Below are 12,907 nucleotides of genomic sequence, written 5' to 3' on the forward strand. Positions count from 1 at the left end.
ACGTCGCGGTGTCGATGATGTCGACGGTGCTGTTGCTGCTGTCGAACAGCAGCACGTCCTGTCCGTGCTGCACGACCTGAAGACTGCTGCTCGCCGTGGTGACGACGGCGTTGAGCTCGCCGATGGCCGGGTTCGCACGGCCGATCGCCTGCTTCGAGCCGTTCGTGACCCAGACCGATCCGTCCGTGAGGTCGACGCGCTGCGCGGTGTACCCGGCGGACACCACCGCGATCGTGGCCACCAGGCCGACGATGACCAGGCCACCGATGAGGGAGACGAGGAGGGACCCGTGTCGGCGCACCCAGCCCGGGGACGCGGTTCCCCGTCGATTCGAGAGTCGAGCCACGGACTACGCGTCCACGCACTTCTCGTTGCTGTACTCGCCCAGGTCGCCGTCGCGGTTGACCCGCACGCGGATGCAGATGTGCTCCCCGGCGCTCGCCGGCACGCTGAACGTGCTCGACTTCTGGGAGCTCGTGCCGTCGTCGGTCGCGACGTCGTAGCTGTCGCCGGTGCGCAGGCCGGGATCCTTCCAGCTGAAGTCGACCATGCCGTCGCTGACGACCGCGCTGATGTCGCTGACCCTCGGGATCTGCGCGGAGTCGCGCAGCAGGACAGTGGCAGCGGTCGCGCCGAACGCGATCACGAGCACTGCCGTGCCGACGATGCCCCAGCCGAGCATCGACATCCGTCGGGGCGCGCTGGGAACGACGACCGATGCGGCGGCCGGCTCGCTCGACCTGGTCCTCGCGGGTCGCACGCCGACGAGGACGGACCCGGACTGCTCGACCGAGCGGCTGCGACGACGGCGGCGGCCGGTGTCCGCCGGCGCGGTGACGAGGCCGCGGATGCGGGTGCGATCCTCGAGGTCGGCCACGGTGGCGAGCGCCCAGTCGTCCATCGCGACCTCGAGGGGTGTCTGCGGCACGCCCAGCTCGGTCTCGACGGACTGGAGCTCGCGGATCAGCTCGAGCACCGACCGCGGCCGGTTCTCGGGACGCTTGGACATGGCGCGCTGGAGGATCAGCTCCAGCCGCGGCGGCACGTCGGCCCGGCCGATCGGCTCGGGCTTGGCGCGATTGATCCGGGCGATCAGGTCGGCGGACTTGTTGGAGTCGCCGGGCACCTCGAACGGCGATCGGCCTGCGAGCAGGCTGTAGACGGTGGCCGCCATCGACCACACCTCGCTGGAGATGCTGCCGGCCGTCTCGTCCATCAGCACTTCGGGCGCCGACCACGGGATGGACAGGCCGACGGACTCCGTCTGCTCGGACTCGGCCAGGGTGGCGGCGATGCCGAAGTCGGAGAGCACCGGGTGGCCGTAGGCGGTCGTGAGGATGTTGGTCGGCTTGATGTCGCGGTGCAGGACGCCGGCTCGATGGGCGGTCTCGATCGCGCTGGCGATCTTGATGCCGATGTGCAGGACCTCGGCGACGGGCAGCTGATCCTTGCGGTAGCGCTCGCTGAGCACGGCCGAGCAGAGCTCCATCACGAGGTACGGCCGGCCGTCGGCCGAGACGCTGGCCTGGTAGACGGTGAGGATCGACGGGTGCGTGCTGAGCTGCGCCATGAGGTTGGCCTCGGCCTGGAACATCTGGCGCACGTGGTCGTTGACGACCTCGGACAGCATGACCTTGACAGCGACCTGGCGACGCGGCATGTTCTGTTCGTAGAGGAACACGTCGGCGAATCCGCCCGAGCCGAGGGCGCGCACATAGCTGAACCCCGGGAGGTTCGGTGGGGTGGATGGCAGGCGCCTGGCCATGTCACCCCCCTCGACGCACCGGGTGCCGGTGGTCACGGCACGGGCGGCCGTGGACAGGCCGCGCTGATGGTCCGATTCTAAGCGGGACCCCTGTATCTCAGACGTCAAGGCAACCCCCGCGTGTCCCCAGTCCGGGGTACAGCTCAGGTTGAAGGTGAGGCCGACTCACCGGTCGGGACCGCGCAGACCCTTCGGCCGGCGCCGAACCTACGAGTGGCGGCCGGTGCCCCGTCGGGGGACGGTCTGGTCCAGGTCGAACTCGCCGCTGGCCGCGAGCACGTCGATCACCACGACCGTCACGTTGTCGCGGCCGCCGCGCACCAGGGCGGCGTCGACCAGCGCGTGCGCCGTGTCGCGCGCGTTGCGGCCCGCCACCAGATGCGAGCGGATGTCCTCATCCGTCAGCTCCTTGGTGAGCCCGTCGGAGCAGAGCAGCAGGCGCAGACCCTCGGTGGCGGGGATCATCCAGAAGTCCGGCGCGGGCAGCTCGTTGAACCCGATCGCCCGCGTGATGACGTTGCTGTCCGGGTGGTTCTCGGCCTGCTCCTTGGAGATCGCGCCCGCGTCGACCAGCTCCTGGACCACCGAGTGGTCCACCGTGATCTGCTCGAAGAGGCGCCCGCGCAGCTGGTACACCCGGGAGTCGCCGATGTTGAACACCGCCCAGTACGGATCGCTGCCGACCAGGGTGAGCGCGGCTCCGGTGACGGTGGTCCCCGTGCCGAGCGTCGACTTGCCGGAGACCCGGCCGATGTCCTGCGCGGCCGTCACCAGCGCGTGCTCGACGACGTCGGGATCGATGAAGTCCGTCTCGATGACCTCCGCGAGCCGGGTGACGACCGCAGCACTGGCGATGTCGCCTGCGGAGTGCCCGCCCATCCCGTCGGCCACGGCGAAGACCGGATTCTGCGCGACGAAGCTGTCCTCGTTGACCGCCCGCTTGCGTCCGACGTTGGTCACGGCGGACCAGCCCAGCGTCAGCTCCACGTCGGGTCGCCGGGGGACGTGGAACGTGTGGCCCGAGTTGCTTCGACCGATCTGCGTCACTCCGTCCCTCCCCTTCCGCGCATCTTCGCTGTCGCCTTCATGCCGCCGAGCCGATCGGGTGCGAGGCGCAGCCGATACCCGACAGCACGACGCCGATCCGATGCGATCGAGAACGAGGATCGCTCGGATCCGAGCCGTTCGATCGATCCGTTCGGGTCGGAGTCGCTCATCGGATCGGCAGGATCTCGATGACGTTGCCGTCGCCGATGTCGACCAGCGTGCCCGGAACCACGACGACCGACTCGCCCTGGCGCAATTTTAGGTGGGTGGAGCCCGGCTGCGAAACGAACGTGCCGTTCGTCGAGCGCATATCGGTGACCACGACGGTCGCGCCGTCCTGCCGGACCTCGAGATGGGTGCTGCTGACCTCCATCGAGGGCGACGGCACCTTGAGCAGACGCGGCATGGTGCCCGTGACGATGCGCGGGCTGCTCGGCTTGCGGCCGATGTAGACCGGGGTGTCCAGCTGGTAGACCTGCCCGTTGCCGATCCGGAACGAGTAGTGGCCGATCGAGGCGGCACCGCCACCGGGAGCGAAGCGGGGATCGGAGTCGACCCGCGACGGCGACCAGGCCTTCAGCGGCGGAGTGTCGGCGCGGTGCCGGCGTCGCGACGAGACGATCGTGTCGCCGATCTCGGCGCCGGTGCCCTGACCGGCCGAGTCGAGCTCTGCAGCGCGCTCGCCGATCGTCCACTTGCCGCCCAGCCCCTTGACCGTGTCGTCGAGGGAGGCCGTGTCGCTCTGCGCGAATGGATCGGGCGCGCTCGCGAGGCCCGCGGGACGTGCCGAGCGCGGCATCGGCGGCAGGGGCGGCAGCGCCTTCGCGCTGGAGGAGATGGGAGCCGGAATGGCGGGAAGGGGCGTCGTGATGGGCGTGCGGTGCGAGCCCGGCGCCACCGCCAGCTTCTGGACCGGGATGGAACCGGTGATCGGCGCCGACGGCTGATGGACGACGGCAGGCGCCTCGGATCGACCCTCGCCCCGGGGGCGGGCGGGCGCGGGCACTCCCGGCGACTCTCCGACTCCGAGCGGGCTCCAGGCGAGCCAGGGAGCGCGGATGATGCCGCTGACCAGCGGAAGGTCGGTGGAGGACGGACCGGCCTCGATTCCGGCCTGCCGGTCGGACGAGCCGAGCGCCATGCCGGTGACGCGGTCGAACTCGGCGAGGTACCACGGCTGCATGTTGCGCGAGTCGATCCGTCGCGTGCCGCTGCGGGCCTGCACGTCGACGCTTCCCGTTCCGCGGACCACCACCGTCATCCGGCTGCCGAGGACGACGACGGCGAAGGCGCCGACCGCATCGGCCCCACGCGTGGGAATGGCGGCGACCACGGATTCGACCGAGGCGTCGGGCGCGCTCGCGAGCTTCCAGAGCCGCACGACCGTCGGCAGCGGGGTTCCCGGCTCGAAGCCGGCTAGGACATCGCCGGTCGCGAAGAACAGCCAGTCGGCGGAGCCGCCGGCATCGGAGGCGGGTGGGTAGAACGCATGCCCGGGGGTTGCCAAGGTGCTCCTCCCCCGGACCGGTCCCCGTCAGCTGGCTCGAACCGTGCCCTTCACGGCGAGCGGACGCGGTGGGCAGGCGTGCTGCACCTGCGCCCCCGCTTGCTCGGAAGGTCCTCTCGGAGCCTCCCTCTGCAGAGGCGAGTCTATCCCGGCGGGGTGCCGCACGGGGGTGATCCGCACGGCCGGGTCGGCGCATGCGCCGCCTCCGCCCCGGACATCGAGAAGGGCTGGAATCGACACCGCATTCCACCGATTCCGCATCTTTCGCGCGCCTGGAACACGGATCCGCTTGATCGGGCCATGACCGGCTGACAGAATCGACGAGTGATCGAGCCGAGAAGGTCGAACGCGGCCAGGCCGCCCGGACTGGACTCCGTCTCCAAGGCCATCATCGAGCAGCTGCAGGCCGACGGCCGCCGCTCCTACGCCGAGATCGGCAAGGTGGTCGGCCTCTCCGAGGCCGCCGTGCGTCAGCGGGTGCAGAAGCTGACCGACTCCGGCGTGATGCAGATCGTGGCCGTGACCGACCCGATGCAGCTCGGCTTCTACCGCCAGGCGATGATCGGGATCCGGGTCAGCGGCGACACCCGCACGGTCGCCGACAAGCTCGCGAGCCTTCCGTCCGTCGACTACGTCGTGCTCACGGCCGGCAACTTCGACATCCTCGCGGAGGTCATCTGCGAGAACGACGACGAGCTCATCAACCTGCTGAACTCCGAGATCCGCACACTTCCAGGCGTCGCCTCGACCGAGACGTTCGTCTACCTCCGACTGCACAAGCAGCTCTACGACTGGGGAACCCGATGACCACGACAGAACAGCCCGTCACGTCCTTCGACACCGGCGGCACAGGCGCGGACACCGCGGCGCTCGACACCGCGCTGGCGGCGAGGTTCGACGAGGCGGACCTGCAGAAGAAGGCGAAGGACCACCTCTGGATGCACTTCTCCCGTCAGTCGACGGTCGAGTCGTCCGGGGTCCCCATCATCGTCAAGGGCGAGGGCCACACGATCTGGGACTCGAAGGGCAAGAGCTACCTCGACGGCCTCTCCGGCCTCTTCGTGGTCAATGCCGGTCACGGCCGTCGGCGCCTCGCGGAGGTCGCCGCGAAGCAGGCCGAGGAGCTCGCCTTCTTCCCGATCTGGTCCTACGCGCATCCCAGCGCGATCGAGCTCGCGGATCGCCTGGCCGACCTCGCGCCCGGCCAGCTCAACCGCGTCTTCTTCTCGACCGGCGGCGGCGAGGCCGTCGAGACCGCATTCAAGCTCGCCAAGTACTACTGGAAGCTGCAGGGCCGCCCCACCAAGCACAAGGTCATCTCCCGCTCGATCGCCTACCACGGCACCCCGCAGGGCGCCCTCGCCATCACGGGCATCCCCGCCATGAAGGCGATGTTCGAGCCCGTCACACCCGGCGGCTTCCGGGTGCCGAACACCAACTACTACCGGTCCGAGGAGATGGGCTTCGTCTCGAGCACGCCTGAGGGCCCCGCCCGCGAGCGCGAGTTCGGGCTGTGGGCGGCGAACCGGATCGAGGAGATGATCCAGTTCGAGGGTCCCGAGACTGTCGCGGCGGTGTTCCTCGAGCCGGTCCAGAACTCGGGCGGGTGCTTCCCGCCACCCGCGGGCTACTTCGAGCGCGTGCGCGAGATCTGCGACCAGTACGACGTGCTGCTCGTCTCCGACGAGGTCATCTGCGCATTCGGCCGCATCGGACGCTACTTCGCCTGCGACGCCTACGGCTACGAGCCCGACATGATCACCTGCGCGAAGGCGATGACGAGCGGCTATTCACCGATCGGGGCCACGATCGTGAGCGAGAAGATCTACGAGCCGTTCAAGCACGGCGACACCGCGTTCTACCACGGCTACACATTCGCCGGTCACCCGGTCTCGTCGGCAGTGGCCCTCGCGAACCTCGACATCTTCGAGGAGGAGGGCCTCGTCGAGCGGGTGCGCGAGAAGAGCCCGATCTTCCGATCGACCCTGGAGAAGCTGAAGGACCTGCCCATCGTCGGCGACGTGCGCGGAGACGGCTACTTCTTCGGCATCGAGCTGGTCAAGGACAAGGCGACCAAGGAGACCTTCGACGACGCCGAGTCCGAGCGCCTGCTGCGCGGGTTCCTGTCCAAGGCGCTCTTCGACGCGGGCCTGTACTGCCGCGCCGACGACCGCGGCGACCCGGTGATCCAGCTCGCTCCCCCGCTGACCATCGGCGAGACCGAGTTCGATCAGATCGAGAACATCCTCCGCGGCGTCCTCAGCGAGGCCTGGACGCGCCTCTAGCTCTCCGCATCACCTGCGGGGCGGCCGTCCTGAGAGACGGCGCCCGGTCGAGTTCACTGTCGAACTGCCCAGTTCTGTCGCCTGCGATCTCGATCGAGCGGCAGAACTGGGCAGTTCGCTGCACTGCTTCTGCACCTTGAGCGAAATGGATGTGCTGTGGGTTCTTCCACTTTGGGTTCTGACACACGGGGTTCCGACACACGGGGTTCCGACGGCAAGCGGCCCTACCGCGAGACGAGCTTCTGGCTCGACTCCCTCGTGGAGAACGGCATCGACGATCTGACTCCCCGTCCCGCGCTCGACGGCGACGCCGAATTCGATGTCTGCATCATCGGCGGCGGGCTCACCGGACTCTGGACCGCGCACTACCTGCTCGAGACGGATCCGAAGGCGCGGATCGCGATCGTCGAGAAGGAGATCGCGGGCTTCGGGGCCTCCGGCAGGAACGGCGGCTGGGCCTCCGCACTCTTCCCCCGCAGCGCCGCAGCGCTCGAACGCCAGCATGGCCGCGGCGCAGCGCACGCGATGCGTCGCGCCATGATCGACACCGTCGACGAGGTGGGACGCGCCAGCAGGTCCCTCGGGATCGACATCGACTACGCCAAGGGCGGCACGGTCGCCTACGTCCGCTCCGCGGCGCAGGAGAAGGCGGCCCGCCACGACATCGCCGAGACCCGCAAGGCCGGCGTCGACACCCTGGACTGGCTCGGGCCCGAAGCCGTTCGGGCGACCGACGCCCGAGGGGCCACCTTCGATCCGAACTGCGCGCGGATCCACCCCGCAAAGCTGGTGCGCGGGCTCGCCGCCTCGCTCGAGCGGCGCGGCGTGACGATCTTCGAGCAGACCACCGCGATCGACTTCGGAGCGCGGACGGTGACCACCGACCGCGGCGTCATCGCCTGCGAGACGGTCGTCGTGGCACTCGAGGGATACACCTCGACCCTCAAGCGCACCCACCGTTCGCTCATGCCGCTCTACTCGCTGATGATCGCCACCGAGCCGCTCTCCGACGAGGCGTGGGACGAGATCGGCCTCGCCCACGGCCAGACCTTCAACGACTTCCGGCACCTGCTCATCTACGGGCAGCGCACCGCGGACAACCGGTTCGCCTTCGGCGGCCGCGGGGCCCGCTACCACTGGGGCAGCACCATCAAGCCCGAGTACGACCGCGTGCAGTCGGTGTTCGACCACCTGCACAAGACGCTGGTCGAGCTCTTCCCCGTCGCCGCGTCGGCCGCCGTCACCCACACCTGGGGCGGACCGCTCGGCGTCCCGCGCGACTGGCACGCCACCGCGGGCTACAACCCGAAGACCGGCGTCGCCTTCGCGGGCGGCTACGTGGGCGACGGCCTGTCGACCACCAACCTCGCGGGACGCACCCTCTCGGACCTCATCACCGGCCAGCGCACCGAGCTGACCCGGCTGCCGTGGGTGGGCCACGTCTCGCCGCGCTGGGAGCCCGAGCCGCTGCGCTTCCTGGGTTCCAATGCGGGTCTGCTCGGAGCCAACATCGCGGACATCGAGGAGAAGGTCACCAAGCGCTCCTCCATCGCCGCCCGCATCCTGGGCCCGCTCACCGGGCACTGAATGATGGGCGCAAGCAGCCCTATCGGCCCTGGGGGGCCTCAGGTCAGCGCGCCAGAAGCGCGCCTCGCTTCGCTCGCGGGGCGCTGCGCGCTCGAACGCCTGACGCTCCGCTCTGTCGGCCGGAACTGCTCAGGGCGAGACAGGCGTCGACGACCGTAACCGTCGTCACAGAACTTGAGCCGTGTTACTCCATCAGTGCGGAGAACGGGGCCTAAACTGTGGAAAACACCCTCGAAACCGCCCGGAGCGAGAGATGTCCTACAGCACGACGGTGCCGAGCGAGAGCTACTCGCCCCCGGCCCGTCGGCGGCGCCCCGAGGCGAGATCGGTCATCGCGCTCATCCTCTTCCTGGCGATCGCCTCCGCGGTCGCGGCGTTCGGCACGGTGACCACGATCGCGAACGTGGACGGCTGGTACGCCCAGTCGATGAGGGTCGCCTGGTCGCCGCCCAACTGGATCTTCGGGCCGGTCTGGACCACGCTCTACACGATGATGGCCGTCTCCGCCTGGCTGATCTGGCGCCGCCGGCGATTCGAGTACGTGCGCCCGGCTCTGACGCTCTACGTCGCTCAGCTCTTCCTCAACTCGGTCTGGACGCCGCTCTTCTTCGGCGGCTACGAGCTCATCGGCGTCCCGGCGCTCTGGATCGCGCTGGCCGTCATCCTGCTGCTCGATGTCTGCGTGCTCGCCTGCGTGCTGATCTTCTGGCCGATCTCACGAGCCGCCTCCATCCTGCTGATGCCCTACCTCGCCTGGATCGTCTTCGCATCGAGCCTCAACCTGGGCTCCGCGCTGCTCAACTCCTGAGCGGCTCGCGCGGGCTCTCGCCGTTCCCGGCATGCGCTCACAGGCGGCGTGCCACCCTCGTTCTGCACAGATCCTGGCCAGGACGCGTTCGAGGCATGCCCTGCTCCTAGCCTCGGCGCCATGAGAACTCTCCTAGCCCGTACGCTTCCCGATGTGGATGTGACCATCGCCGACGACGGCCTCGCCCGATGCGGCTGGGTCGGTCGCGATCCCGAGTACCTGCGCTACCACGACGAGGAGTGGGGACGCCCGCTGCACGGTGATCGTCCGCTCTTCGAGAAGATCACCCTCGAGGCCTTCCAGTCAGGGCTGTCCTGGATCACGATCCTCCGCCGCCGACCGGGGTTCCGCGCCGCGTTCGCCGAGTTCGATCCGGCTGTGGTCGCGGCCTTCGGGGACGACGACGTCGAGCGTCTGATGGCAGACGCGGGCATCATCCGCAATCGCGCCAAGATCGACGCGACCATCGCGAACGCCGGAGCCCTCCTGGCGTTGATCGACAGCGACGGTCCGGGAGCTCTCGACCGGCTGGTCTGGGACTTCGCGCCGCCTCCGCGGCCCGAGACGGAGCGCCCCCGGTCGCTCGGGGACCTCGCGCCGATAACCCCCGAATCCACCGCGCTGAGCAAGGAGCTCAAGAAGCGCGGCTTCCGCTTCTTCGGCCCGACGACCGCCTACGCGCTGATGCAGTCGGGCGGTCTCGTCGACGATCACGTGGTCGGCTGCTTCCGCGCCGCCGGAGAATGACGCCGGTTTCCTCCCGCGCCGAGCTCAGACGATGAGCTCGAGCTCGTTGCCGGTGCCCCGCCTCAGCTCGATGTCCGCGCCGCCCGCCCAGCCCAGCAGCTCGTCGGTCGATTCCGGCACGACCGGCGCCTCCAGCAGCGCGCGGGTGAATGCACCCTTCGCCTTCTTGTTGAAGTGGTTGAGCGCTCGCACGGCTCCACCCTCCCCTCGACTGAGCACGCGGACGTAGACGGCGTCCGCGCGGACCGGCAGCGGGCCGAGCTCGGCGTAGCCCTCCGACCGCAGATCGATGATGAGGCCTTCTCGGGCAGCCAGCTCGCGGGCGACCGGTCCTCGCCAGTGCTCCCCCAGACGCAGCTCGGGCAGCCGCGAGTCCTGCGAGAGCCGATAGGCGGGGATCGGGTCGAGTGCGCCCACGAGGCCGAACAGTGCCGAATGCACGAGCAGATGCGTGGAGGCGCGGGTGCGGGCCGCCTCGGACAGCGTGGGCGCATCGAGCGCGTCGTAGATGACACCGGTGTAGCGGTCGATCGCCGGCATGGTCGACGACCGGCTGATCATCCGATTGCGCGCGATGTCGGGATCGCCGTTCGGGCCGAGCTTGAGCGCGCGCCGCGCTTCGTCTGCGTTGCGGGACATGGTCCGCACCGCGCGGACCAGCGGGCGGCGACGGGCGTTCAGGCGGGGAAAGGAGAGCGCGGAGTAGTCGAGCGAAGGCCCTTCGCCGCCGTCCCGCTTCGTCTCGGAGGGCGGCAGCAGGATCAGCACCGGACCAGCCTACGCAGGCGCCTCACCCTCTCCGAACGCTGCGATTCGGGCCGTCGAACCTCCGCTCGAGACGATTTAGTGGATCCGTCAACTATTTTTCGCGAATCAGGAATACCGCGTCGACGGATGCGATTGCATGGAACTATGACTACTTCTTCTGCCATCCACCCCGACTACATCGTCGGCACCTGGAAGCTCGACCCGACCCACTCCGAGCTCTCCTTCTCCGTGCGTCACCTCGCCATCAGCAAGGTCCGTGGAAAGTTCGAGAGCTTCGACGTGACGATCGTCACCGCCGACGACCTCGCGGACACCACCGTCACCGCGAGCATCGACATCGCGTCGGTCAACACCAACCAGAAGGACCGCGACGCGCACCTCCGCACCAGCGACTTCTTCCTGGCCGACGAGCACCCCACCGCCGACTTCGTCTCGACGGCTGTGGCCATCGACGGCGACGACTTCACCATCACCGGTGACCTGACCCTCCGCGGCGTGACCAAGTCCGTCGTGCTCAAGGGCGAGGTCGGTGGCGTCATCACCGACGGCTACGGCCAGACCAAGGCGGGTGTCAGCGCCTCGACCAAGATCAACCGTCACGACTTCGGCGTCAGCTGGAACATGGCGCTCGAGGCCGGCGGCCTCACCCTGGGCGACGACGTCACCCTGACCTTCGACATCCAGGTGGTCCTCCAGGCCGCCTGAGCCTGACCTGCAGTCCGGAAGGGCCCGCGCGATCCGTCGCTCGGGCCTTTTCTCCGTTCGAGATGCCACTTTCCGTCCTTATTCGGACGTCTTAGGGACGGAAAGTGGCATCTCGTTGCAGGATTTCCTCAGAGGAGGAGGGAGGGAGGGCCCTCCGGGGAGGTGAATGCCGCGTCGGTGCGCTCGAGGACGCGGAGGATGTTGCCGCTCGTCAACGCGCCGAGCTCCTCTGCTGTCCAGCCTCGACGGGCGAGTTCGCGCAGCAGCGCCGGATAGCCGTCGACGCCCTCGATCCCCTGCGGGAACTCGTCCGTGCCGTCGAAGTCGCCGCCGAGGCCGATGTGCCGGATCCCGGCCACCTCGCGGGCGTGCTCGATGTGATCCGCCACCTCCGCGAGCCCGACGATCGGTGCGGGGTTGGACCGATCGCCGTCATGCCACCGCGCATAGCCGACCGAGAGGAACTGCGGTACGAAGGTGCACATCAGCACCCCGCCGTTGTCCTCGAGCCGCGCGAGCACGTCATCCGGCACGTTGCGCGGGTGATCGGTGACGGCGGCGCACGAGCTGTGACTGAAGATGACAGGCGACGTGCTGACGTCGAGCGCTGCGTGCGCGGTCGCCGGCGAGGTGTGGGACAGGTCGACCAGCATGCCCAGCCGGTTCAGCTCGCGGACGTACTCCCGGCCCCGCTCCGACAGCCCGCCGTGCCTCGGCTCATCCGTGCCGGAGTCGGCCCATGAGGTCGTCTTGGTGTGGGTGAGCGTGAGATAGCGCACTCCGAGCGAGGCGAGCACGCGCAGAGCGGCAGGCGAGTCGGCGAGGCTGTGCCCACCCTCCGCTCCGAGCAGCGAGGCGATCCGCCCGTCCGCCATCGCAGCGCGGATGTCGACCGCCGTGCGCGCGGCCGCAAAGTGCTCGGGATACCGGGCGATCAGACGCTGGACCCAGTCGATCTGCTCGAGGGTGCCGAGCAGTGCTTCGGGACCGGGCCGATCGTCCGGGATCCAGACGGACCAGAATTGGCCGCCCACTCCCCCGGTCCGCAGTCGCGGGATGTCGGTATCCGTGTGCAGGGGTAGCTCGAGCCCCTCGACCGAGTAGTCGCGCTCCTCGCGGCAGACCCAGGCCCAGTCGTTGTGCCCGTCGATGACGGGGTGCTCGCGGAGCGCCTCGTCGACGATCGCGTCGAGCTCGTCATCCGTCAGCTCGGCGGGCGTCAGCTCGGAGGGCGTCAGCTCGGAGGGCGTCGGCAGCTCTGCGTCACGGGAGGCGTCGGTCACGGCACAACGCTACTGACAAAGACGAACTGGGCCCCACAGCGCACACTTGCGCTGAGGGAACCGTCGAAAGCACGAACTGCCCAGTTCTGTCACTTGAAATGCGATTCAGGCGGCAGAACTGGGCAGTTCGATGAAGCGATGTCCTAGGAGGTCAACTGGGCGTCGCGAGCGACGATCGTCACGACGTCATGCTCGACGGACAGGAAGCCCTCCGCGGCGTCGGCCGTGATCTTGCGACCGCCCACCTGGGTGACCCGAACCTCGCCGCTCGCGAGGATCGCGAGCAGCGGGGTGTGACCGGCCAGGATGCCGATCTCGCCCTCGGTGGTGCGGGCGACGACCATCTCGGCCTCGCCCGACCAGACCTGCTGGTCGGCCGAGACCACACTCACCTGGAGCGGCATG

At 69.0% G+C, this 12,907-nt stretch carries 14 protein-coding genes; 6 read left to right on the forward strand and 8 right to left on the reverse strand.

Going from position 1 to position 12,907, the window contains the following annotated elements; all coding sequences use genetic code 11:
* The 5 genes from E6C64_RS05185 to E6C64_RS19360 form a co-directional block, all read right to left on the reverse strand.
* Positions 1–346, reverse strand: a 346-nt coding sequence (locus E6C64_RS05185; protein WP_136426599.1) for an NHL repeat-containing protein, incomplete at its 3' end; no start/stop codon positions are given.
* A gap of 3 nt (positions 347–349) precedes the next feature.
* Positions 350–1,765, reverse strand: coding sequence for a serine/threonine-protein kinase (locus tag E6C64_RS05190; RefSeq protein WP_136426600.1), 1,416 nt, complete (start codon positions 1,763–1,765; stop codon positions 350–352).
* 207 nt (positions 1,766–1,972) lie between these two features.
* Positions 1,973–2,812, reverse strand: a complete 840-nt coding sequence (locus tag E6C64_RS05195; RefSeq protein ID WP_136426601.1) for a PP2C family protein-serine/threonine phosphatase — start codon at positions 2,810–2,812, stop codon at positions 1,973–1,975.
* A complete protein-coding gene (locus E6C64_RS18905) occupies positions 2,809–2,982 on the reverse strand; it encodes a hypothetical protein (RefSeq protein ID WP_158437744.1) in 174 nt (57 codons plus the stop codon). The genes E6C64_RS05195 and E6C64_RS18905 overlap by 4 nt, the downstream gene beginning before the upstream one ends.
* The gene (locus tag E6C64_RS19360) at positions 2,979–4,319 is read right to left on the reverse strand and encodes an FHA domain-containing protein (protein ID WP_233255484.1); all 1,341 of its coding nucleotides are present in this window, start codon (positions 4,317–4,319) and stop codon (positions 2,979–2,981) included. The genes E6C64_RS18905 and E6C64_RS19360 overlap by 4 nt, the downstream gene beginning before the upstream one ends.
* A gap of 324 nt (positions 4,320–4,643) precedes the next feature.
* On the opposite strand from E6C64_RS19360, the gene E6C64_RS05205 reads away from it, so the two are divergent.
* The 5 genes from E6C64_RS05205 to E6C64_RS05225 all read left to right on the forward strand — a co-directional run bounded on the left by E6C64_RS05205 (position 4,644) and on the right by E6C64_RS05225 (position 9,746).
* The gene (locus E6C64_RS05205) at positions 4,644–5,126 is read left to right on the forward strand and encodes an Lrp/AsnC family transcriptional regulator (protein ID WP_438941840.1); all 483 of its coding nucleotides are present in this window, start codon (positions 4,644–4,646) and stop codon (positions 5,124–5,126) included.
* The gene (locus E6C64_RS05210; RefSeq protein WP_136426602.1) at positions 5,123–6,604 is read left to right on the forward strand and encodes an aspartate aminotransferase family protein; all 1,482 of its coding nucleotides are present in this window, start codon (positions 5,123–5,125) and stop codon (positions 6,602–6,604) included. The genes E6C64_RS05205 and E6C64_RS05210 overlap by 4 nt, the downstream gene beginning before the upstream one ends.
* 171 nt (positions 6,605–6,775) lie before the next feature.
* The gene (locus E6C64_RS05215) at positions 6,776–8,191 is read left to right on the forward strand and encodes an NAD(P)/FAD-dependent oxidoreductase (protein ID WP_233255485.1); all 1,416 of its coding nucleotides are present in this window, start codon (positions 6,776–6,778) and stop codon (positions 8,189–8,191) included.
* Between the two features lie 253 nt (positions 8,192–8,444).
* The gene (locus E6C64_RS05220; protein WP_136426603.1) at positions 8,445–8,999 is read left to right on the forward strand and encodes a TspO/MBR family protein; all 555 of its coding nucleotides are present in this window, start codon (positions 8,445–8,447) and stop codon (positions 8,997–8,999) included.
* A gap of 120 nt (positions 9,000–9,119) precedes the next feature.
* Complete coding sequence (locus tag E6C64_RS05225) at positions 9,120–9,746, forward strand: DNA-3-methyladenine glycosylase I (protein WP_136426604.1); 627 nt, start codon at positions 9,120–9,122, stop codon at positions 9,744–9,746.
* Positions 9,747–9,770: 24 nt separating this feature from the next.
* Here the strand turns inward: E6C64_RS05225 and E6C64_RS05230 are convergent, their stop codons facing one another.
* Positions 9,771–10,514, reverse strand: a complete 744-nt coding sequence (locus tag E6C64_RS05230) for a YaaA family protein (protein ID WP_136426605.1) — start codon at positions 10,512–10,514, stop codon at positions 9,771–9,773.
* Between the two features lie 144 nt (positions 10,515–10,658).
* On the opposite strand from E6C64_RS05230, the gene E6C64_RS05235 reads away from it, so the two are divergent.
* Positions 10,659–11,219, forward strand: coding sequence for a YceI family protein (locus E6C64_RS05235; protein WP_136426606.1), 561 nt, complete (start codon positions 10,659–10,661; stop codon positions 11,217–11,219).
* 128 nt (positions 11,220–11,347) lie between these two features.
* Here E6C64_RS05235 and E6C64_RS05240 read toward each other — a convergent pair whose 3' ends face one another.
* Both E6C64_RS05240 and E6C64_RS05245 read right to left on the reverse strand, forming a co-directional pair.
* The gene (locus E6C64_RS05240) at positions 11,348–12,502 is read right to left on the reverse strand and encodes a dipeptidase (protein WP_233255486.1); all 1,155 of its coding nucleotides are present in this window, start codon (positions 12,500–12,502) and stop codon (positions 11,348–11,350) included.
* A 143-nt stretch (positions 12,503–12,645) separates the two neighbouring features.
* Positions 12,646–12,906, reverse strand: coding sequence for a F0F1 ATP synthase subunit epsilon (locus E6C64_RS05245; protein ID WP_136426607.1), 261 nt, complete (start codon positions 12,904–12,906; stop codon positions 12,646–12,648).
* Between the last annotated feature and the right edge of the window lies 1 nt (position 12,907).

Source organism: Naasia lichenicola, from assembly GCF_004801885.1.
GTDB lineage: Bacteria > Actinomycetota > Actinomycetes > Actinomycetales > Microbacteriaceae > Naasia > Naasia lichenicola.